Here is a 22,787-nt window from a genome sequence, read left to right as displayed (position 1 = left end):
TTCCGGTGTGTGTCGTTGTTCTGGGTGAAATCGGGGAAAGGTGCATGCGTCACGCACCCGCGGCAGTGGCGATATCGGCCGCCGGCTGCCTCGCGGCCTCGTCCGGCACGGCGCGGCGCACCGGGTAGAGGTCGTAGTCGGTCATGCGGAAGCTGGCGGTGGCGCGGCGGAACTGCCAGGTGAAGCCCGGCCACAGCGTGGTGTTGCGGCCGCTGCGCGGGTCGATGTACCAGCTGGCGCACCCGCCGGCCGACCAGATCGCATGGCCCAGGCGCGCCTGCAGCCGTTCGTTGAAGCGGCGCTGCACCGGCTCGCGCACGTCCACCGCCTGCACGCCGTCGCGGCGCATCTGGCGCAGCGCGTCGGCGATATAGGCCACCTGCGACTCGATCATGAACACCATCGAGCTGTGGCCCAGGCCGGTGTTGGGCCCGACCACGAAGAACAGGTTGGGAAAGCCCGCGACCGTGGTGCCAAGGTAGGCCTGCGCGCCGTCGCGCCAGGCATCGACCAGGTCGACGCCGCCGATGCCGGCGATCACGCCCCGCGGCAGCGGGTCGGTGGCGTGGAAGCCGGTGCCGAGGATGATGCAGTCCGCCGGCCGGCGCGTGCCGTCGCGCAGCACCACCGCATCGCGCTCTACGCGGGCGATGCCGGTGGTGACCACGTCGACGTTGTCACGCGTGAGCGCCGGGTAGTAGTCGTTGGAGATCAGCACGCGCTTGCAGCCGATGGTGTAGTCCGGCGTCAGCGTTGCGCGCAGCGCCGGGTCGCGCACCTGCCGCGCCAGGTGGCGGCGCGCGACGCGCTCGACCACCTTCATGATCTTCGGATGCAGCACGAAGCCCAGCACGCGCGACTCCAGCATCCAGTAGATGCCGGTGCGCACCAGCGTCTGCGTGAACGGCAGGCGGCGGAACAGCCAGCGCTCGGCGGCGCTGACCTCGCGGTCGGGCTTGGGCATGATCCACGGCGGGGTGCGCTGGTACAGGTCCAGCTGCGCCACCTGCGGGGCGATCTGCGGCACGAACTGGATCGCGCTGGCGCCGGTGCCGATCACGGTGACGCGCTTGCCGCACAGCGCATAGGCGTGGTTCCAGTGCTGCGAGTGGAAGCACTCGCCTTCGAACGTGTCCAGCCCCGGGATGTCGGGATACGACGGCCGGCTCAGCCCGCCCATGCCCGACACCAGCACGCGCGCCCGCACCACCTTGCCGTCGGCCATCTGCAGCCGCCACAGCTGCGCGGACTCGTCCCAGGCCGCGTGGCGCAGCTCATGGTGCAACCGCAGATGCGGACGCAGGCCGAAGCGGTCGGTGCAGTCTTCCAGGTAGGCGCGGATTTCCGGCTGGGTCGAGAACATGCGCGACCAGTCCGGGTTCGGCGCAAAGGAAAAGGAATACAGGTGCGACTGCACATCGCAGGCGCAGCCGGGGTAATGGTTGTCGCGCCAGGTGCCGCCGACCGAGCCGGCCTTCTCGAACACCAGGAAATCGCGCTCGCCGCGCTCGCGCAGCCGGATCGCCATGCCCAGGCCGGCAAAGCCGCTGCCGATGATGGCGATGTCGGTGTGCTCGGGGGCAGGGGGTGCCTGTTGTGGCCATTGCTGCGACAACGCCGGCGGCAACTCCGCGGGTGCATTCATGCGCGCTCCTCACCTTTACGACAGTGTTTATTGTGACATTGATGGATGTCATCGTAGGAAGCGCGGCGCGGGTGGTCAATGCCGTGAATCGAAGGATGGTTCTAATTTTTGCGGTGTGCCAGCGGCGCCTGGAGCACATCAAACGAGGCCACAAGGCGGCATCGCCCCTTGCACCGGGACATGGCTGCGTGCGTTTGAAACCGCAGGATTTTTTCAGGGCTTCGCCGCTGACGAAGGCGTGGCCGCAACAAAGGGGCGCTAGGCGGCCCGGCCCTTGCGGCGCCAGCCCTGCGGCGTTTCACCGGTCCAGCGCTTGAACGCATGGGTGAAGGCGCTCTGTTCGGAATAGCCGAGCCGCATCGCGCACTGCGCCAGGCTCAGGCCGGGTTCGGCCAGGTACTGCCGGGCCAGCGCCTGCCGCACGTTATCCACAAGCTGTGAATAACTGATGCCCTGCGCCTGCAGGCGCCGCTGCAGCGTGCGCACCGGCAGGCCCAGGTGCGCGGCGATGTCGGCGATCGGCACGTCCCCCTGCGGCAGCCGCGCGCGGATGCAGGCACGCGCCTGCGCCAGCGCGTCGGCGCCCGCGGGAACGATCTGCTGCAGCTGGGTGTCGGCGAGGCGCGTCATCTGCGCCTGCATGCCGGCATCGGCCTGCAGCGAGGGCAGGTCCAGCAGGGCTCGGTCGATATGCATGGCATGGCGCCCGGCGTTGAAGACCACGGGACAGCCGAACACCTCGGCATGCAGCCGGGTATCCGCGGGCGCGGCGTGCGGGAATTCGACCTGCGTCGCCACATGCTGGCTGCCGATCAGCCAGCGCGCGAACACCACCCACGTGGCCATATGCAGCTCATGCGCATGGCGCGACAGCGGGCCATGCCGCGCTTGCCACGTCATGCACGCGGACTGCGGCGTTTCGATCAGGCGGGTGCCGCCGATGTCGTTGGCCAGCACTTCATAGCGGATGCCCTGCAGGATGGCGTCGCGCACCGTAGGCGTGGTCAGTACCACGTAGCCCATCTCGGCATAGTGGCGCGGCGCGAAGGCGGCGCCGGCGCGCAGGCCGACATCGGCGTCGCCGGTGGCCTGCTCCAGCCAGTCCAGCAGCGCGAGGTAAGCCGCGCCGGCAATGCGCGTGGCGGTCTGCGCCTGCGCCCCCGCGTCCAGCAACGCCGGCGGCACGCCGACGGCGCGCAGCTGCTCGGCCGGGGCAATGCCCTGGCGCTCGCCGTGGTCGAGCACGGCGCGAAGGTAAGCAAGCGAGACGGTGCCGGATGCGGGATCAGGCCCGGTGCCGGCCTGCATACCACCGGCACCGCCATCGGACGGGTTGGCGCGTGGCATCAAAAAACCTGTCATGCGGGATCAAGACCGGGCACCGATCTTTATCCAAACTCCGGACAGCGTCAATGCGGGCCTGCCCGCCCGCACCGTAGAGCAAAGACAAGAGACCGACGCAAGGAGACCCGATGCGCCCCAACCCTCATCACCGCCGCGACGCGGCCGCTGCCGATGCGCTGCACGCGCTGACGCGACGCGGCTTCCTCAAGGTGGCCCTTGGCTTCTCGGCCGCGCTGGCGTGTACCGCGCTGGTGCCGTCGCTGGCCGGCTGCTCGTCCGCCGATCCCGCCCCGCAGGCGGGCATGTCGTTCCTGCGCCCGGACGACGTGGCGATGTTCCGCGCGCTGCTGCCGGCCATCGTCACCGAACTGGCCGAGGCCCCGCCACCGCGCCAGGCCGCGCTGGCGCACGACGCGCTGCGCAATATCGACGCCACCTGCGCCGCCATGGGCGCGGGCGCGCGGGCCGAGCTGCGCAAGCTGTTCGGCCTGCTGGCCAGCACGCCGCTGCGCTGGGCCCTGGCCGGCATCCGCCAGGACTGGAGCGTCGCCACGCCGGCGCAGGTGCAGGCCTTCCTGGCGCGCTGGCGCGCCAGCCGGCTGGCCACGCTCAATGCCGGCGCGGTGGTGCTGGTCAAGCTCGGCAGCGTGGGCTACTACGCGCTGCCGGCCGCCTGGGCCGGCTGCGGCTATCCCGGCCCCGACGCGGCCGTCTACCGGGCGCTGCACGCCTGAACCCGACATGGCCATCGACAATCTCTACGATGCCGGCATCGCCGCCGGCTGGAAGGTGCTCGACGCCGGCACCTTCACCGCCCCGCGCACGCTCGACGCCGACGTCGTCATCGTCGGCAGCGGCGCGGGCGGCGGCATCAGCGCCGAGGCCCTCAGCCGCGCCGGCCTGCGCGTGGTGCTGCTGGAGGAAGGCGCGCTGCGCACCTCGGACAGCTTCCGCGACATGGACGAGAACCGCGCCTACCGCGAGCTGTACCAGGAGGCCGCGGCGCGCACCACCGCCGACGGCGCCATCGCCATCCTGCAGGGCCGCGCGGTCGGCGGCAGCACCACGGTCAACTGGTCGTCCAGCTTCCGCACGCCGCCGCAGACGCTGGCGCACTGGGCCACGCACCACGCCGTTACCGGCCACGGCGAGGCCGAGATGGCGCCTTGGTTCCGGCAGGTGGAGGCACGCCTGGGTATCGCGCCGTGGGCGATGGCGCCCAATCCCAACAACGACGTGCTGCGGCGCGGCTGCCAGACGCTCGGCTGGGAATGGCACGTGATCCCGCGCAACGTGAAGGGCTGCTGGAACTCGGGCTATTGCGGCTTTGGCTGCCCGGTCAACGCCAAGCAGTCGATGCTGGTGTCGACCATTCCCGCCGCGCTGGCCAGCGGCGCCACGCTGGTGCACCGCGTGCGGGTGCGCACGCTGGACCATGACGGCAAGCGGGTGCGGTCCGTCACCGGCGAAGCGCTGGGCGCCGATGGCTATACGCCGACGGGCATCAGCGTGGTCGTGCGCGCGCGGCACGTGGTTGCCGCCGGCGGCGCCATCAACACGCCGGCATTGCTGCTGCGCTCGCGCGTACCGGACCCGCATCAGCGGCTGGGGGCACGAACTTTTATCCATCCGGTGAATATCAGCATCGCCAAAATGCCGGGACGCATTGATCCCTATTATGGCGCGCCGCAATCCGTCGCCTCCGACCACTTCCAGTGGCAGCACGGCGCGACCGGGCCGATGGGCTACAAGCTGGAGGTGCCGCCGATGTTCCCCGGCATCAGCGCGGGCGTGGTCAACGGCGTGGGCGAGGCGCTGCGCCGCGACATGGCACAGCTGCCGCATACCCAAGCAATGCTGGCGCTGCTGCGCGACGGCTTCGTGCCGGAAAGCCCGGGCGGCAGGGTGCGCCTGGCATCCGACGGCAGCCCGCTGCTGGACTATGAGATGACTGAATACGCCTGGGACGGCGTACGGCGCGCGTGGCTGAGCATGGCGCAGGCGCAGTTCGCCGCCGGTGCCGAACGCGTGCGGCCCGCGCACCTCGACGCCGCCGAGTACCGCAGCTGGCCCGAAGCACGCGAAGCCATCGCGCGGCTGCCGCTCAAGCCGTTCCGCACCGCGCTGTTCACCGCGCATCTGATGGGCGGCTGCGGCATGAGCGACGACCCGCGCGGCGGGGTGGTCGACAGCCGCGGCCGCCATCACCAGCTGGCCAACCTGTCGGTGTTCGACGGCTCGGTGTTCCCGACCAGCGTGGGCGCGAATCCGCAGTTGTCGGTGTTCGCGCTGAGCGCGCAGAACGCCGACGCGCTGGCGCAAAACCTCACGTCATGATGCATTTGCGCGAGACCGGCACGACCTGGTCTGGCTGTGCGGGCATGTGGCCAGCATGCCCGCTGCATGGCGCGTCGGATCATGCCGTGCGATGGCCCACACAACATCGGTTTTTAGAATGTCCATTCCAATTCAGCGCTTGTGAAACGCCCGAAGCCGTGGATAGGCTTCGTACAGCTGTTTCAAGCATCCGTATGCCGCCAGAGCAGGGAGCGGACAGCGCAGCAACTTGCACAGGGGTTTATCGCGGTACAGAAGAGAGAAGCGCCCCCATGAAGACCGGCAAAAGCTCGGCAGGAGACACCAAGGCCCGGATTCTCGACGCCACGGAAAAGCTGTTCACCGAGGTAGGCTACGAAGCCACCTCCCTCAGGCAAGTCACCTCGCGCGCCATCGTCAACCTGGCCGCCGTGAACTACCACTTCCGCAGCAAGGACATCATGATGCACGCCGTGCTGAGCCGGCGCCTGGACCCGCTCAACGCGCGGCGCCTGGCGCTGCTCGATGCATGCGAAGCGCGCTGGCCCGGCCACGCCATCCGCTGCGAGCACGTGATGGGCGCGCTGTTCGTGCCCGCGCTGCAGATGGCGCGCGACCCGTCGGTGGGCGGGCCGTCGTTCCTGCGGCTGCTGGGACGCGTGTATTCGGATACCTCGCCGTTTATCCAGCAATACCTGCTGGAGCACTACGCGCCGGTGTACGGCCGCTTCTTCGATGCCTTCGCGCGCGCCATCCCGGCGCTGCCGCGGCACGAGCTGGGCTGGCGCCTGCAGTTCGCGCTCAAGGCACTGGCAGGCGTGCTCGCCGGCGAGGAACTGACCAGCCTGCTGCCTGCCTTCACGCAAGGCCGGCAGATGAGCGATGCGCACGTGCTGGCCCAGCTCACCGCGATGGTCGAGGCCGTGCTCAACGTGGCGCAGCCCGGCGCGGACCAGCTCTCGGCGCTGCAGTCGGTGTTCGGGCTGGGCGAGGAGCAGCAGCACGGCGGCCAGCACAGCGGCCAGCGCGCCGGCAGTGCCGCCAATGATCCGGATGCCAGCGTGGCCGCGATCGCGGCGGGCGAGGCGGCCAGCCATGCCGCCAACGCCCTCGACAAGGCCCGCTCCGGCGCACGCACCGTGCGCCATGCGGGCACCAAGCGTGCCGCCGTGACCAGCGTGCCAGTGCGCGCGCGCGAGCACACCGTGAGCTTCCCCAGCAACCCGCTGGATGACTGGATGCGCATGCGCAGCCGGACGTAGCGGCATGCGCCGCCGCCGATTACCGCCGGCACGGCGCCGCCGCGCTCACGCAACCTGAACCGTCGATCCACCCCAGCGGGGCCGCGCCGCGGCCCTGTGGACCCCGTGCGCGCGGCCGCTTGCCGCCGGCGTTGCGGTGACCTGTTCGCTTTGCCCGTCTTGAGGAGGAAGTTGCCGTGCCAATCCCTGCACCGATCCGACCATCGAACACACTGCGCCTTGCCGTTATCAGCGGCGCCGTCATCGGCCTGCTGGCCGCGCCGCTGGCGTATCCGCCCGTGGCCATGGCCCAGCCGGCCAGCGCTGCCGCCGCCACAGGCACCGCCTATGACGACCTGCCGTCGGCACAGCAGGCCGCGCTGTTCTCGCGCCAGGTCGCCAGCGGCGAGCTCGCGCGCCTGTCCGACGCGCAGGTGCTGGCCGTGTTCCAGGCGCTGCAGCCCGATGCGCTGCTGAAATGGGCGCGCGCCGAGATGAACCGCTACCCCGAATACGAGTACTGGATGTCGCGCCAGGAGCGGCTCAACGGCCAGTGGCAGGAACAGCCGGCGAAGATGCAGATCCGCTACCGCCATGCGCCGCGCCAGCTCTACGCCAGGTGGCTGCCCGGCGGCGCGCAGGCGGGCCAGGAAATCCTGTATGACGAGACCCGCCGCAAGGACGAGATGTACGGCCACCTGGGCGGCGTGCTGGGTTTTACCTCGATGTGGATCGCGCTGGACGGCTCGCTGGCGCGTTCGCAGTCCAACCATACCGTGCGCGACCTGGGCTTCCAGTACGTGCTGTCGATGCTCGAGCGTGACGCGAAATCGCTGCGCGCCGCCGGGCTGTCCGAGAAATACGGCAAGGCCGAGATCGTGCAGGAGCAGGGCGTGCGCATGGTGGCACTGACCTGGGACTTGCCGGCCGGCGCGCCGCAGTACTACGCCAAGCGCGTGCAGCTGATGCTGGACCTGAAGCATCCGTATATCCGCGTGGAAACCGCGTGGGATGCCGACGGCAACATGGTCGAGAAGATCGTGTTCGACAAGCTGGTGCGCAAGACCTTCGAGGCCGCGGCGTTCGACCCGGCCAATCCCGAGTATCGCTTCTGACGCGGCACGCGCCGCGCGCGGCCGCGCCCGTTTGGAACGGCCGCTCTATTGACGCTGAAACCCGCGCGCGGCGACAGTCGCCGCTCACGACAGGATCCGGACGCAGAGCCGGACCACCGATCCGGCAACAGGGGTCGCAGGAAAATCAGGAGACAGGCAATGACCATGTCGAGGCTTTGGCGCAGCACTTTGGTGGTGACAGGGGTGAGTGTGGCCGCGGCGCTGGCCGGCTGCGGTGGCGGCGGCGGCGACGAGGACACGCCGCGCGCCGGCACGCAGGCGCCGCCGCAATGCGCGGACACGGGCACGTGCCCGGCGCAGGGGCCGGTCACCATCGGCGGCCCGCCCGGATCGCTGTGCCCGGCGGCGCTGGACTACGGCACCACCTTCACCGGCGGCTCCGGCGCGGGCGAACTGGTGAAGCTGCGCTTCGATACCGCGGCGCGCACCTACCAGCTCGAAATCATCGAGTCGCCGGTGCCGAAGCAGCCCGGCAGCGTCAGCCCGACGCGCGCGGGCGTGACCTTCACCGGCACCTTCGCCAACCTGAGCTCGCTGCCCACCGCCGAGCAGAACCGCTGCGCGGTGGCGCTGCAGACCGCCACGGCATCGGACGGCGTCTCGCAGGCGAATATCGACAGCGCCAAACCGCCGGTGATCTTCCTCGGCAACGGCGTCGCCGGCGGCGGGATTCCGGGTGCCACCATCTCCTATGCGGGCGTGCTCGGCCTCGGCGCGATCCCGGCCACCACCTTCCCGTTCTACCCGGTGCTGGCGTTTGCGCAGACCGAGACCGACTTCACCAGGGTGGCCGGCACCTACAACCTGCTGGGCTACCACCAGGTGCCGTCCGGCGGCGCGCTGACCGCCCAAAGCCATTTCACGCCCGCCACCGCGCAGACCACCGAGACGCTCAACGCCGACGGCAGCTGCACCACGGCAAGCGGCAGCTGCCGCAGCACCGGCAACAGCTGGAAGCTGCGCAGCGCCGACGGCGCCTTCGAAAGCAGCAATGCCGATGGCAGCCGCCGCTATCCGTCGTTCCACAGCCAGGCCATCACCGCCAACAACGCCAGCCGCGCCAAGGGGCTGATGGTGGTGGGCAAGCTCGACGGCGCGCTGGTGCCGCTGCTGGTGCGCACCGGCTATGCGCAGATCTCGCTGCTGCCGCTGACGGTCAATGTCGACGATGAATCGGGGCTCGCGCTGATGGCACCTGCCACCACCGTCGCCAGCGGCCGGCTCGACGGCGGCTATATCGGCTCGGGCAGCGACTTTGCCTACACCGCGTCGCTGATCAAGGGCGCGCGCGTCGACCTGCTCGACCCGATGACGATGAACCAGACCGGCGGCTTCCAGCTCGACTTCACGCAGGCCGCGGCGGGCATGGTGACCACCACCGACAACAGCGGCACCACCGGCGCGCTGATCGCCAGCGGCCGTGTGTTCGGCCACTTGTCCGGCACCGGCGGCAGCAGCCCGACCTTCCGCGTGGGCGTGCTCGCGGCACCCTGATCGCAGCGCAGAGAAAACAACGAGGAGACCAAGCCATGCAGCCCCATCAAATTGTCCTGCCGCGCCCATCGACCGTACCGGCGCGCGCACTGGCCGCGGCCGCCACCGCCATGCTTGCCGCCTGCGGCGGTGGCGGCGGCGGCGACGACGCCCCGGCCACGCCGGCGGCCGCGCAGACGCGGCTGTGTCCGGCTGCGCTGGACTACAACACCACCTTCACCGGCGGCACCGGCTCGGGCGAGCTGGTCAAGGTGCAGATCGACACCACCCGCATGACCTGGCAGGTGACCTTCCTGGACTCCTCGGTGCCGCGCCAGACCGGCACCGTGCAGCCCACCCGCAGCGATCCCACCAACGGCCTGAACGTGGTGCGCGGAACGCTCAAGGCCGAGACCGGCCTGCCCACCGAGAAGCTGAACCAGTGCGCGTTCGAGCTGAGCGGCGCCAGCCTCGATCCCGCCCGCCCGGCCAAGCTCTTCGTCGGCGAAGGCGTGGCGGGCGGCACCATACCCGGCGCGCGCATCCAGTTCAACGGCGTGCTCGGCGCCGGCGCGGTGCCCGATACCACCTTCCCGTACTTCCAGTTCATCGGCTTCGCGCAGACCGAGACCGACCTGTCGAAGATCGCCGGGCAATACCACGGCACCGGCTTCCACGAGGTGCCGTCCAAGCAGTTCCAATTGGTGGCGCAGGACTACCGCATGGCGCTCGCCGCCGACGGCTCGTTCACGGTCTGCGACAACGCCACCAGCACGTGCGAGCGCAAGGGCGACAACTTCGTGCCCCAGCCCAGCGGCGCACTGCTGTCGACCCGCTACAAGGCCGAGAGCCAGCCGCCCACGCTGGGCAGCACGCTGGGCAAGGCCTACCTGATCGTGGGCAAGCTGCGCGGCCAGCTGGTGCCGATCATGATCCGCGTGGGCTATGCCAATGACTCGCTCGCCAATGGGCCCCTGGGCGCCGACGACGAAATCGGCATCGGCATGATGGCCCCCGCCGTGGCGGTCTCCGAGGGCACGGTCAATGGCGAATACGTCGGCGTCGACAGCAACTTCAACTACCGCGTGACGGCGCTGGTTGGCGCCGCCGCGACCATGATGGATCCGTTCCGGCCGTCCGATGCGTCGCTGGCGATCCCCTACCGGCTGGACTTCGCGCAGCAGGTGCCGGGCGTGGTCCGCACCTCGCGCCGCGAGGCGCCCGCCGGCTCGGCGCCGACCGGCAAGCTGATGTTCACCGGGGGCGTGTTCGGCTTCCTGGAGCAGCGCGACAGCGGCCCGTACTTCACCGTCGGCGCCTTCGTGCAATAAGCCGGCCCAGGCCCGGGGCCACCGCAGCCCCGGCGCCCTCCATCGATGCATCACCAGTGACTTCACTGCCCGGGGATACAACATGAAGACCTTGCCTCTGACGCTCGCGCTGGTGCTGGCCGCGCTGGCCAGCATCGCCGTGCCTGCCCATGCCCAGAAGAAGGGCGACAACGTGGTCTCGGCCGGCTGGTTCCATATCCGGACCCATGGCCAGAGCGACCCGCTCACCACCTCGCTGCTGGACGTGCCGATCAACTACCCGCTCGGGCTGCCGTCGACCTTCACCGCGCCGGGCAGCAGCATCTCGTCGTCCAACGCCAATACGCTGGGGCTGACCTTCAGCCACTTCGTCACCGACCATATCGCCATCACCGCGGTGGGCGGCATCCCGCCCGAGTTCAAGCTCTATGGCCACGGCGAACTGATCCCGCCCGGCCCGGCCGGCGCGCTCGGCCGCCAGAGCCTGGGCGACCCGGCGCTGAACCCGATCATCACCAAGGCGCGCCAGTGGAGTCCGGCGGCGATGGTGCAGTACCACTTCCTGGAACCGGGCACGCGCTTCCGGCCGTTCCTGGGGCTCGGCGTCTCGTACAACTTCTTTACCAACATCGAAGTCAATCCGGCCTTCGCCAGCTCGGTCAACAACAACCTCGGCGCCATCCTGGCGGCGGGCGCAGGCATTCCGGGGCCGACCTCGGTCAGCGCCGATGCGTCGTCGTCGTGGGCGCCGGTCTTCAATATCGGCGGCACCTACAACTTCGACGAGCACTGGGGACTGACGGCGGCGGTCACCTACATCCCGCTGAAGACCACCTCGACGATGACGATCAAGGCAGCCAACGGCACGGTGCTGTCGACGTCGAAGACCAAGCTGGAGCCGCATCCGCTGGTGTTTTTCCTGGCGGCTTCTTACAAGTTCTGAGGACGAAAAAAAGCCAGTGGCAAGCCACTGGCTTTTGTCGCATGAACCGCTGCCGGGGTACTCCCTCTCCCGCAAGCGGGAGAGGGGAGCAAACCCTCGGCAAGTGTTACTGCGTCACCGTCCCCTGCTGCGCCGGCGTACCCTGCTGCGCCACCGCACTGCTCTCCTGCAACCCGCCGCCCAGCGACCGGTACAGGTCGATCGCATTGTTCAGCCGCAGCTGCCGGGCCTGCACCAGCGCCTGTTCCGCGGTGAACAACTGGCGCTGCGCATCGAGTTCGTCCAGGTAGCTGGCCACGCCGCTGCGGAAGCGCAGGCGCGACAGCTCGTAGCGGGCGGCCTCGGCATTGCGCGCCTGTTCCTGGCCCGCGACCTGGTCTTCCAGCGTGCCGCGCGCCACCAGTGCGTCCGCCACTTCCGCGAAGGCCGTCTGGATGGTCTTCTCGTAGTTGGCGATCTGGATGTTCTTGCGCACGTTGGCCAGGTCCAGGTTGGACAGGTTGCGGCCGAAGTCGAAGATCGGCAGCACCAGCTGCGGCGCGAACGACCAGGCGCGCGTGCCGGCATCGAACAGCCCGGAGAACGTCGGGCTGATGGTGCCGCCGCTGGCGGTCAGCGTGATGCGCGGAAAGAACGCCGCGCGCGCCGCGCCGATATTGGCGTTGGCCGACAGCAGCTGCTGCTCGGCCTGGCGGATGTCGGGACGCTGCTCGAGCAGGTCCGACGGCAGCCCCGGCGGAATATCGCTGATGATGCGCTCGTCCGACAGGCGCATCGGCTCGGGCAGGTTCTCGATGGTGCCGATGGGCTTGCCCACCAGCACTTCGAGCGCGTTATGCGCCTGCGCGCGCTGGCGTGCCAGCTGCGCCGCGGCGACGCGTGCCTGCGCCACCAGCGACTCGTTGTCACGCAGGTCCAGCGCCGAGGTGGCGCCGGCTTCGAAGCGCTGCTTGGCCAGCCCGTAGGTGCTTTCGCGCGCCTTCAGGGAGTCGCGCGCCAGCTCGTACTGCTCGGCGTAGGCGCGCTCGGCCAGGTAGGCCTTGGCGACTTCCGAGACCAGCGAGATATGCGCCGAGCGGCGCGCCTCTTCGGTGGCGAAATACTGCGCCAGCGCGGCATTGGACAGGCTGCGCACGCGCCCGAAGAAATCGAGCTCGTACGACGAGATGCCCAGGCCGACCTGGTACACCTCGGTCACGCCCGGCTGCCCGAGCACCGTCGCCGCCTCGGCGGCGGTGGTGCGGGCCCGGGTGTAGCCGCCGTTGACGTTGACCGTGGGCAGCAGGTCGGCGCGCTGCACCTGGTACAGCGCGCGCGCTTCCTCGATGCGCAGCGCCGCGGTGCGCAGGTCGCGGTTGTTTTCCAGCGAGGTCGCGATCAGCGCCTGCAGGCGCGGGTCGCGGAAGAACTCGCGCCAGCCGATGTCGGCGGCGCGGCGGGTTTCGCCGCTCTTCACCTCGGCGGTGGCATAGCCTTCGGGCGCCGTCGGGAAGCTGTCTGCCACCGGCGGGGCAGGGCGGTCATAGTGGGGCGCCAGCGTGCACCCCGTCAGAACGCCGGCCACCAGCAGCAGTGTGGTCAGAGTCTTGGTCATGTTCAGATTTCCTCTTGGGGGTCGTGCCACTTCTGGTCCAGCATGCGCTGGCGAGCACTGCCCTTGAAGCGCTTGCGCACCACGACGAAGAAGACCGGCACCAGGAAGATCGCCAGCACCGTGGCCGTGATCATCCCGCCCATCACGCCGGTACCGATGGCGCGCTGGCTGCCCGAGCCCGCGCCGGTGGCGATCGCCAGCGGCAGCACGCCCAGGATGAACGCCATCGACGTCATCAGGATCGGGCGGAAGCGCAGGTGCACCGCTTCCAGCGTGGCTTCGATCAGGCCCTTGCCCTGCGCCTGCAGGTCCTTGGCGAATTCCACGATCAGGATGGCGTTCTTCGCCGACAGGCCGATGGTGGCGATCAGGCCCACCTTGAAGTACACATCGTTGGGCATGCCGCGCAGCGTCACGCCCAGCAGCGCGCCCAGCACGCCCAGCGGCACCACCAGCAGCACCGAGAACGGGATCGACCAGCTTTCATACAGCGCGGCCAGGCACAGGAACACGATGATCAGCGACAGCGTGTACAGGATCGGTTCCTGCGAGCCGGCCAGGCGTTCTTCGTACGACTGTCCGGACCACTCGAAGCCGAAGCCCGGCGGCAGCTTGGCGAAGTTCTCCTCCATCACGCGCATGGCTTCGCCGGTACTGCGGCCCGGCGCGGCCTGGCCCGCCAGCTTCACCGCCGGCATGCCGTTGTAGCGCTCCAGGCGCGGCGAGCCCATCACCCACTTCGAGGTCGCGAACGCCGCGAACGCCACCATGTCGCCGTTGCTGTTGCGCACGCGCAGCTTGGTCAGGTCGTCCGGCAGCCGGCGGTCGGCGCCTTCGGCCTGCACGATCACCTTGCGCACGCGGCCTTCGTAGATGAAGTCGTTGACGTAGTTGGAGCCGAAGGCGATCGACAGCGTCGAGTTGATGCTCGCCACCGAGACGCCGAGCGCCTTGGCCTTCTCGCGGTCGATGTCGATCTGCAGCTGCGGCGCGTCTTCCTGGCCTTCCGGACGCACGCCCATCAGCACCGGGCTCTGCGCGGCCATGCCGAGCATCATGTTGCGCGCTTCCATCAGCTTGGCGTGGCCCTGGCCGGTGCGGTCCTGCAGGCGGAAGTCAAAGCCCGAGGAGTTGCCCAGCTCGGAAATCGCCGGCGGATTGAGCGGGAAGATGATCGCGTCCTTGATGAACGAGAGCGCGCCGAAGGCACGGCCGACCAGCGCCTGCGCGGTCTCGCCCTCGCCGGTGCGTTCCTTCCAGTCCTTCAGGCGCACGAACGCGATACCGCCGTTCTGGCCGCGGCCGAAGAACGAGAAGCCCGCCACCGTGATCATCTGGTCCACCACCTTGCTTTCCTTCTGCAGGTAGTAGTCCTCGATCTGCTTGAGCACGCCGATGGTACGGTCCTGGGTCGCGCCGTTGGGCAGCTGCACCACGGTGATCATGTAGCCCTGGTCTTCATCGGGCAGGAACGACGACGGCAGGCGCTTGAACAGCACCACCACGCCGGCGATGATCAGCGCGTAGATGATCAGGTAGCGGCCGGTGCGCTTGAGGATGCGCGCGACCACGCCCTGGTAGCCGGTCGAGGCCGTGGCGAAGGTGCGGTTGAACCAGCCGAAGAAACCCTTCTTCTCATGATGATGGCCCGCTTCGACCGGCTTGAGCATGGTCGCGCACAGCGCCGGGGTCAGCGTCAGCGCCAGCAGCGCCGAGAACGCCATCGAAGCGATCAGCGACAGCGAGAACTGGCGGTAGATGTTGCCCACCGAGCCCGAGAAGAACGCCATCGGGATGAACACCGCGGTCAGCACCAGCGTGATGCCGACGATGGCGCCGGTGATCTGGCCCATGGCCTTGCGTGTGGCTTCACGTGGCGAGAGTCCTTCCTCGCTCATGATCCGCTCGACGTTCTCGACCACCACGATGGCATCGTCCACCAGGATACCGATCGCCAGCACCATGCCGAACATGGTCAGCACGTTGATCGAGAAGCCGAACGCCAGCAGCGCGCCGAAGGTGCCCAGAAGCGCGATCGGCACCACCAGCGTCGGGATCAGCGTGGCGCGGAAGTTCTGCAGGAACAGGTACATCACCAGGAACACCAGCACCACGGCTTCGAGCAGGGTCTTGATCACTTCCTCGATCGAGATCTTGACGAAGGCCGAGGTGTCGTACGGCACCGAGTACTCGTAGTCTCCCGGGAAGTTCTTCGACAGCTCTTCCATCTTGGCGCGCACCGCGGTGGCAGTGGCGAGCGCGTTGCCGGTCGGGGCCAGCTTGATGGCGATGGCCGCCGACGGCTTGCCGTTGGTGCGGGCCTGGGTCGAGTAGTCGGCACCGCCCAGTTCCACGCGGCCGACGTCCTTGATGCGCACCGACGACCCGTCCGGGTTGGTGCGCAGCAGGATGTTGCCGAACTGCTCGGGCGTGGTCAGCCGGCTTTCGGTGGTGACGGTGGCATTGAGTTCGGTGCCCTTGGGCGACGGCGTGCCGCCCAGCTCGCCCACGGCGACCTGGATGTTCTGCTCGCCGACCGCGGCGGTGACGTCGGTCGGGGTCAGGTTGAAGCCGGTCAGCTTGGCCGGGTCCAGCCAGATCCGCATCGCGTACTCGGTGCCGAACAGGTCGGCCTGGCCCACGCCGGGCACGCGCCGGATCGAGTCGATCACCTGCGCCGAGACGTAGTTGCCGAGCTGGATCGCGCTGGCCGTGCCGGACTTGGACGACACCGTCAGGAACATCATGTAGTTGTTCCCGGCCTTGTCGACGCGCACGCCCTGCTGGCGCACCTCCGCCGGCAGGCGCGCTTCCACGCGCTTGAGGCGGTTCTGCACCTCGACCGAGTTTAGGTCGACGTTCGAGCCCGGCGCAAAGGCGATGGTGATGCTGGCCAGGCCGGACGACTCGCTGGTGGAGCTGTAGTAGAGCAGGTTGGGGGCGCCGTTAAGCTCCTGCTCGATCACCGAAGTGACGGAATCCTCCAGCGTCTTGGCCGACGCACCCGGATAGGTGGCAGTGACCGAGATCGTCGGCGGGGCGATGTTCGGATATTGCGCGATCGGCAGTTGCAGGATCGACAATATGCCGCCCAGCACGATGATCAGCGCGAGCACCCACGCGAACACCGGCCGGTCGATAAAAAACTTGGCCATAAGACTGGCTCCCTCTTTGTCTAGCCCTGTGTGCCGCGGCGGCTGGCGTCAGCCGTCGCGGCCCGGCGGTTTCAGCCTTGCTTGCCCTCGGCCTTCGCTTCCTGCTTCGCTTCGGCCTTGGGGGCCGAGGCCGGGGCAGCGGAAGCCGCGGTCGGCGTGGCGGCCGGCGCCGAGGCGTCCGCCTGCACGAACGGCACCGGCTTGGCCGGCGCGCCGACCTTGACCTTCTGCAGGCCCTCGACGATCACCTTCTCGCCGCCCTTCAGGCCTTCGGTCACGATCCAGCGGTCACCGATCGCCTGCGGCGCCTTGACCGGCACCGCCGCGACGTTGCCGTCGGCACCCACCACCATCACGCTGGCACCCTGGGCGCCGCGGATCAGCGCGCGCTGCGGCACGGTCAGTGCGTTCTCATCCACGCCCTGCTCGATCTTCACGCGCACGAAGGTGCCCGACAGCAGTTCGCGGTTCGGGTTGGGGAACTGCGCGCGCAGCGTGATCGCGCCGGTGGTCGGGTCGACCGTCATGTCGGAGAACAGCAGCTTGCCGGTGTGCGCATACTCGCGGCCGTCTTCGACGAACAGGTGCACGTTGGCACCGCCGTTGACGCCCTTGACCGCGCCGGACTCGATGGCGCGGCGCAGGCGCGTGACTTCGGAGGCCGGCTGGGTAAAGGTGACCCACATCGGGTCGACCTGCTCCACCAGCGCCAGCTTGGTCGCCTCGCCCTTGCCCACCAGCGCGCCTTCGGTCACCAGCGCGCGGCCGGCCCGGCCGCTGATCGGCGCGGTCACGGTGGTGTAGCCCAGGTTGATCTGGGCGGTGCGCACCGCCGCCTTGGCCGACGCCACGTCGGCGTTGGCCTGGCCGGCGGCGGCGACGGCGTCGTCGTACTCCTGCTTGCTGACCGCGTTGACCGCCACCAGCGGCTTGTAGCGGTCGGCCTTCAGGCGCGCCGACACGGCGTTGGCTTCGGCGCGCTGCAGCGCGGCCTGGGCCGAGGCCAGCTCGGCCTGGTAGGAGGCGGGGTCGATGCGGAACATGACCTGGCCGGCCTTCACTTCGCCGCCTTCGGTGTAGTTGCGCGACAGCACGATGCCTTCGACGCGCGCGCGCACTTCGGCCGTGCGCACGCCTTCAAGGCGGCCCGGCAGTTCATTGACGACGGCGACCGACGACGGCGTCACGGTGACCACGCCCACTTCAGGCGGCGGCGGGGCGCCGCCCTCGGCCTTCTTGTCGCCGCAGGCGGACAGCGCCACGGCCGACAGGGCCGCTAGTGCGTAGGCTGCAACGCAACGGATAGGTTGGGACTTCCTCATCGATAACCCCATGATGGCAATTTGAGATCCGCCGTGCCGCCCCGGCCTGTCATCGGACAAACGGGAACGACATGGCGCGCCGCAAGGCTTTGCGGCGGGCAAAAGCGTGATGCTAGCCACAAATCGCGGCGTCGCGGTGACGATTGCGACGAACGGTGGCTTTTGTGTAACGACTGGATAATTTGTCCGGCTGGCCTGCGGCAGGATTGCCCGCCGTGCTGGGTAGGTCACAGTGGGCGGCTGGCCGAATGCCGGGCAAGCGCGTATTATATATACATTCAAGCATGTATGTTAAGTTGATGTCGCGATGGGGCTTTCGGCGCACAACATGACCGGAAAGCCATGGCAACACGCACGTCCCTACAGCTCCCTGGACCGGATCGGTACGAAATGCGTGGAATCTACCCCCGGGATCAGGGCGCGAACCGCCGGCCCGGGTTAGGATGCGCGCCGTCGTGTCGGCTCGCAAGCGTGGCAATGCCCATCATGTGATGACAACGACCCACCGGAGCCACGCTGCCGGCAGGTGTGCCTGCCGAGGCAGCCGCACCAGGGAGAATCAACCAGACCGGCCATGATCGCGCGATTGCGACATGCCGCCGGCAGCAGAGACAATCATGGTCAGACGCACCAAGGAAGAGGCGCTTGAGACGCGCCACCGGATACTCGACGCGGCCGAGGCCGTGTTTCACGCCCGCGGCGTGGCCCGCCCGTCGCTGGCCGACATTGCCGAGGCGGCCGGGGTCACGCGCGGCGCGATCTACTGGCACTTCAAGAACAAGAGCGACGTGTTCGCCGCCATGTGCGACCGCGTCCACCTGCCGGTGGAGGCGCTGATCGAGCCGGAGCGGCTGGCGCGCCAGGAAGACCCGCTCGGCGGCATCCGCGACATCTGCGCCTATGTAATGCGCCAGACCGTGATCAATCCGCGCTGGCGCCGGGTCTTCGAGATCATCTTCCACAAGTGCGAAATGGTGCAGGACAACGGCGCCATCTTCGAGCGCCAGCGCCAGTCCCACCAGGATGGCCTGGTCAAGATGCGCGAGCACCTGCGCCTGGCCGTGGAGCGCGGCCAGCTGCCCGCCGACCTGGACCTGGACCTGGCCGTCAATGCCTTCCATGCCGCGGTGGGCGGGGTGCTGGCGCACTGGCTGTTCTCGCCGCAGGACTTCAACCTCGACGCCAATGCCGAGCGCCTGTCCGACGCCTTCATCGATACCCTGAAGTTTTCGCCGGCGCTGCGCCACGGCTACGTGCCGCGCCCGATGGCCGAGCTGGACCAGGAGCTGTCCACGCTGTGCCGGCAGGCCTGCGCCGGCGCGCAGAACGGCAGCCTCGATACCCCCGACCTGGTGCCCTGAGCCCCGCTGCTGTCGATCGCGGGCGTCGCGCTAGCCGCGCATGGCCTCGCGCCAGCGCGCCAGGAACGCGCGCTTGCGCATGGCGTCCTGCGCCGCCAGCAGCCCCGGGCCGACGCTGATCGGCTTGAGCGCGTAGCCGAGCCGCTCCGACAGCGCCGCGGCCGTGTGCACGCTGTCGGTATCGGTGCGGATGGTATAGAGCTGCGAAGTGGACTTGGCCAGCAGCGCCTGGCCCTCGCGCGACAGCAGGTAGTCCAGCCACAGCCGCGCCGCATTGGGCCGCGGCGCGCGCCGCGCGATAAAGGCCACGCGCGACATCACCAGCGTGTAGTCGCTCGGGGCGATCACATCGATGGCCGCGCCGCGCTGCATCAGCGACAGAGCATAGGACCCCAGCAGGTTGTAGCCCATCACCAGCTCGCCGCCGGCAATGCGCTCGATCATCTCCGCGGTGGACGCCGACAGCTGCACCCCGGCACGGCCCAGCGCCTGCGCCAGGTACCAGAACTCGCTGCCCATGCGCGCGTCCTGCTGCGCCAGCAGGTAGCCCACCCCCGAACGCTCCACGTCATACGTCACCACCTTGCCGTGCCAGCGCGGCGCGTGCTCCTGCAGCAGCCGCGCCAGCCCGCTGCGGCTGCGCGGCGGGCGCATGCCGGCCAGGTGGTGGCGGTTGTAGACGATCACCGCGGGCTCGAAGGTGGTGCCCCAGGCCTCGTCGCGCCACACCGCCCAGCCCGGCAGGCCGCCGCGCTCGGGCGAGGCGTAGCGCTGCGCGTGGCCGTCGTTGACCAGCTTGATCTGCAGGTCCATGGCGGTGCTCCACAGCACATCGGCAAAGACGGCCCGCGGCCCGGGCGGCTGGCCGGACAGCGCCGCGGTCTCGGCCAGGAAGCGCTGGTTGAGCTGGACCGTGTTGAGATCCTGGTAATGCACGCGGATGCCGGGATAGCGCGCCTCGAACGCGGCAATCAGCGGGCGCGCCACCTCCAGGTCGGTCGACGCGTACACCGTGACCATGCCTTCGCGCAGCGCGCCGGCAATGGTGGCGTCATACCCTGACGGGTATCCCGGCGGCGGCGCCGGCGGCCTGGACTGGGCATGAAGGGGCCATGCGGCGCCACCCAATAGCGCGGCGCCCAGCAGGCGGCGGCGCTGTCCCGAAGGGGGCGAAGCGCAGTCGGTCAGACAAGGCGGGGAAGGTTGGAACGGCTGGGACGAACGCGGGGACACGGTGCACGGGACGGAGGGACTGCCGGTGGTGCCGGGGAAAGCGGCGAGCGCGCCGGGACCGGCGGGGCGAGGGTATTATAGGCGCCCGCGGCGGGCGCGCTCCATCGGTGCTGCCCCCGGTTTTGCGGGCGCTTGCCATGCCTTGTTCCCGCGTGTGCGCGCCGCAACTAACATAGAACCAACCGGCACAGGAGGAGACCGGCATGCGCATCCTGCTGGTGGAGGATGAAGTCGAACTGGCACGCTGGGTCGCCCGCGCGCTGGAGCAGGGCGGCTTCGTGATCGAGCACGTCGCCGACGGCCTGCAGGCCGAGGCCCGCCTGCAGGCCGAGGAATACGACGCCGTGCTGCTGGACCTGCGGCTGCCGGGCAAGGACGGGCTGGCCGTGCTCAAGTCCATGCGCGGGCGCGACGACCGCACCCCGGTGCTGATCCTGACCGCGCAGGACACGCTCGACGAGCGCGTGCGCGGCCTGAACCTGGGCGCCGACGACTACCTGCCCAAGCCCTTCGCCATTGCCGAGCTGGAAGCGCGGCTGCTGGCGCTGATCCGCCGCAGCCGCGGGCGCGCGCATCCGCGCCTGCAGTGCGGCACGCTGGTATTCGACGGCGAGACCCGCAGCTTCACGCTGGGCGGCGCGCCGCTGGCGCTGACGCCGCGCGAATCGACCCTGCTGGGCGCGCTGCTGGCACGCAGCGGCCAGCCGCTGACCAAGGCGCAGCTGCTCGACAAGGTGTTCTCGCTCGACGCCGACGTCTCGCCCGACGCGATCGAGGTGCTGGTCTACCGGCTGCGCAAGAAGCTGGCCGGGCACGGGGTCACCATCGTCACGCTGCGCGGCTTCGGCTACCTGCTGGAGCCGGAGGCGAAGGGCTGAGATGCGGCACCCGGTGCTGCTGTGGCGCCGCGGCAGCCTGCGCCGGCAATTGCTGTTGCTGCTGCTGCCGGCGCTGGCGGCGATGATGGCGATCGACACCTGGCTGACCTACGGCACCCTGCGCGACGCCGCCAACACCGCCTACGACCGTTCGCTCTACGGCTCGATCCGCGCCATCGACAATGCCATCGGCATGGCCGGCGACAACGTCCAGCTGACGCTGCCCGACGCCGCCATGGAGATCTTCGAGACCGCGGCGCAGACCCATGTGTTCTACCGCGTCTCGACCGAGCGCGCCGGCCAGGTCGAGACCGTGACCGGCTACAGCGACCTGCCGCTGCCGCGCGGCCCGCTGGTCAACAATCAGCCGCGCTTCTACGACGCCGAATACCTGGGCGAGGCGGTGCGCATCGCCGCGATGGCGCGCCCGGTGTACCGGCCCGATGCGCGCATGCGCGTGATCATCCAGGTGGCCGAGACCGCCGAGCCGCGCAGCGCGCTGATCGGCTCGGTGTGGCGCAGCGCGCTCGCGCGCGACCTGCTGCTGATCCTGCTGAGCGCCGCGATCCTGGTGGGCGGGGTCACCTACGTGCTGCGCCCGCTGGCGCGCGTGCGCGACGACGTCGAGGCGCGCTCGCCCGAGGACCTGGCCCCGCTCGTGTTCGAGCGCGTGCCGGCCGAGGTGCGCCCGCTGGTCGATGCGGTCAACCTGCACGTATCGCGCTCGGCCGCGATGGCGCAGTCGCAGGCGCAGTTCATCGCCGATGCCGCGCACCAGCTGCGCACCCCGCTGGCCATCCTCAAGACCCAGGCCGAGTACGCCCAGCGCCAGCTCAACGCCGCCGCCCCTGCCGCCGACCCTGCCGCCGACCCCGCCGCCGCGCGCGCCGCCGCCGGCGAAGCCGTGGGCGGCATCGTCACGCAGCTGGAGCAGGCCGCGCGCCTGACCAACCAGCTGCTGGCGCTGGCGCGGGTACGCCAGCACCGCGGCGACGCCGCACAGCAAAGCGAGCCAGGCGAAGGCATCGACGTCATCGATGCCGTCACCGTCGCCGAGCAGGTGGCGCTGGACTACCTGCCGCTGGCGCGCGGCAAGCAGCAGGACTTCGGCTGGGAGCCGGTGCCGGGGCTGGCGCTGCCGGTGCGCGCCGACGCCGCGCTGCTGCGCGAGGCGCTGGCCAACCTGGTCCACAACGCGATCCAGTACTCCCCCCGCGGCAGCCGCATCACGCTGTCGGCAACGCGCTCGGGCGATCACGCCTGCCTGGTGGTAGAGGACGATGGTCCCGGCATTCCGGCCGAGGAACGCGAGAAAGTGTTCGCACGGTTCTACCGGCGCGTGGGCAACGCGGAGCCCGGCTCCGGGCTGGGGCTGGCGATTTCGCGGGAGATGGCGGCGCGGTTTGGCGGGACGGTGGAATTGGGGGAAGGGGAGCAGGGGACTGGGGTGCGTGCGGTGTTGAGATTGCCGGTGGAAGGTAGCTAGGTTTACGACCGGGTCCATGGATCTGGACATCCGACTCCGTGGAGGCACCCGCCCTCACCCCCGCCCCTCTCCCGCAGGCGGGAGAGGGGAGAAAACCGGCGGCAGCGGACGCGTTCGAGCGCCAAGCGAGCGCAGCGACGCGTTCCGTGCCAGGGCCCACGCCCCGCGATAGGGCCGGCGCAGCAGCCGAAGGCGTTCCTACGGTAAGACTCGCAGCAGGGACCACTCCGCGCTCTGGGCTCGTTCAACCTGCACTTCAACGCCCCTGCCACCGTGGTGCACCACCGCGGCAGGCAGTCTAGCTATGTGAGGAAGCAAAGCCCCGTACGAAAACCCCCAGGCACACTACG

Annotated in this window: 16 protein-coding genes; 10 read left to right on the top strand and 6 right to left on the bottom strand. The window is 69.4% G+C overall.

The window, feature by feature from the left end; genetic code table 11:
- Window positions 1-49: 49 nt before the first annotated feature.
- Together AC3FMM_RS21575 and AC3FMM_RS21570 are read right to left on the bottom strand one after the other, a co-directional pair.
- Window positions 50-1,645, bottom strand: coding sequence for a flavin-containing monooxygenase (locus AC3FMM_RS21575; RefSeq protein ID WP_488687440.1), 1,596 nt, complete (start codon window positions 1,643-1,645; stop codon window positions 50-52).
- Window positions 1,646-1,903: 258 nt separating this feature from the next.
- Window positions 1,904-2,992, bottom strand: a complete 1,089-nt coding sequence (locus tag AC3FMM_RS21570; RefSeq protein ID WP_488687439.1) for an AraC family transcriptional regulator — start codon at window positions 2,990-2,992, stop codon at window positions 1,904-1,906.
- 125 nt (window positions 2,993-3,117) lie between these two features.
- Here AC3FMM_RS21570 and AC3FMM_RS21565 point away from each other — a divergent pair, with 125 nt between their 5' ends.
- The 7 genes from AC3FMM_RS21565 to AC3FMM_RS21535 all read left to right on the top strand — a co-directional run bounded on the left by AC3FMM_RS21565 (window position 3,118) and on the right by AC3FMM_RS21535 (window position 11,408).
- On the top strand, window positions 3,118-3,723 hold the full coding sequence (locus AC3FMM_RS21565) for a hypothetical protein (RefSeq protein WP_326347610.1): 606 nt from the start codon (window positions 3,118-3,120) through the stop codon (window positions 3,721-3,723).
- Between the two features lie 7 nt (window positions 3,724-3,730).
- Window positions 3,731-5,326 (top strand): GMC family oxidoreductase N-terminal domain-containing protein, encoded by a 1,596-nt coding sequence (locus AC3FMM_RS21560; RefSeq protein ID WP_488687438.1) that lies wholly within the window; start codon window positions 3,731-3,733, stop codon window positions 5,324-5,326.
- A gap of 272 nt (window positions 5,327-5,598) precedes the next feature.
- Window positions 5,599-6,567, top strand: coding sequence for a TetR/AcrR family transcriptional regulator (locus tag AC3FMM_RS21555; protein WP_115711454.1), 969 nt, complete (start codon window positions 5,599-5,601; stop codon window positions 6,565-6,567).
- A 176-nt stretch (window positions 6,568-6,743) separates the two neighbouring features.
- Entirely contained in the window at window positions 6,744-7,661 is a 918-nt protein-coding gene (locus AC3FMM_RS21550; RefSeq protein ID WP_488687437.1) for a DUF1571 domain-containing protein, read from the top strand.
- A 159-nt stretch (window positions 7,662-7,820) separates the two neighbouring features.
- A complete protein-coding gene (locus AC3FMM_RS21545) occupies window positions 7,821-9,176 on the top strand; it encodes a DUF2957 domain-containing protein (protein WP_488687436.1) in 1,356 nt (451 codons plus the stop codon).
- A gap of 35 nt (window positions 9,177-9,211) precedes the next feature.
- On the top strand, window positions 9,212-10,486 hold the full coding sequence (locus AC3FMM_RS21540; RefSeq protein ID WP_116311947.1) for a DUF2957 domain-containing protein: 1,275 nt from the start codon (window positions 9,212-9,214) through the stop codon (window positions 10,484-10,486).
- 82 nt (window positions 10,487-10,568) lie between these two features.
- Complete coding sequence (locus tag AC3FMM_RS21535; RefSeq protein ID WP_116311946.1) at window positions 10,569-11,408, top strand: OmpW/AlkL family protein; 840 nt, start codon at window positions 10,569-10,571, stop codon at window positions 11,406-11,408.
- A gap of 106 nt (window positions 11,409-11,514) precedes the next feature.
- Here AC3FMM_RS21535 and AC3FMM_RS21530 read toward each other — a convergent pair whose 3' ends face one another.
- The 3 genes from AC3FMM_RS21530 to AC3FMM_RS21520 form a co-directional block, all read right to left on the bottom strand.
- Window positions 11,515-13,002 (bottom strand): efflux transporter outer membrane subunit, encoded by a 1,488-nt coding sequence (locus AC3FMM_RS21530; protein WP_115711450.1) that lies wholly within the window; start codon window positions 13,000-13,002, stop codon window positions 11,515-11,517.
- A 2-nt stretch (window positions 13,003-13,004) separates the two neighbouring features.
- Complete coding sequence (locus AC3FMM_RS21525; RefSeq protein WP_111520647.1) at window positions 13,005-16,157, bottom strand: efflux RND transporter permease subunit; 3,153 nt, start codon at window positions 16,155-16,157, stop codon at window positions 13,005-13,007.
- Window positions 16,158-16,228: 71 nt separating this feature from the next.
- A complete protein-coding gene (locus AC3FMM_RS21520) occupies window positions 16,229-17,479 on the bottom strand; it encodes an efflux RND transporter periplasmic adaptor subunit (protein ID WP_488687435.1) in 1,251 nt (416 codons plus the stop codon).
- Window positions 17,480-18,096: 617 nt separating this feature from the next.
- Between AC3FMM_RS21520 and AC3FMM_RS21515 the strand changes: the two genes are divergently transcribed.
- Complete coding sequence (locus AC3FMM_RS21515) at window positions 18,097-18,840, top strand: TetR family transcriptional regulator (protein ID WP_414249402.1); 744 nt, start codon at window positions 18,097-18,099, stop codon at window positions 18,838-18,840.
- Between the two features lie 30 nt (window positions 18,841-18,870).
- Here the strand turns inward: AC3FMM_RS21515 and AC3FMM_RS21510 are convergent, their stop codons facing one another.
- Complete coding sequence (locus tag AC3FMM_RS21510; protein WP_240987633.1) at window positions 18,871-19,860, bottom strand: ABC transporter substrate-binding protein; 990 nt, start codon at window positions 19,858-19,860, stop codon at window positions 18,871-18,873.
- 416 nt (window positions 19,861-20,276) lie between these two features.
- Here AC3FMM_RS21510 and AC3FMM_RS21505 point away from each other — a divergent pair, with 416 nt between their 5' ends.
- A complete protein-coding gene (locus AC3FMM_RS21505; protein ID WP_012354366.1) occupies window positions 20,277-20,951 on the top strand; it encodes a response regulator in 675 nt (224 codons plus the stop codon).
- A gap of 1 nt (window position 20,952) precedes the next feature.
- Entirely contained in the window at window positions 20,953-22,437 is a 1,485-nt protein-coding gene (locus AC3FMM_RS21500) for a sensor histidine kinase (RefSeq protein WP_488687434.1), read from the top strand.
- Window positions 22,438-22,787 lie beyond the last annotated feature (350 nt).

The organism is Cupriavidus sp. 207A1, assembly GCF_057798955.1.
Note: the sequence above shows the minus strand (reverse complement) of the source record. Positions and strands in the feature narration are given on the sequence as shown.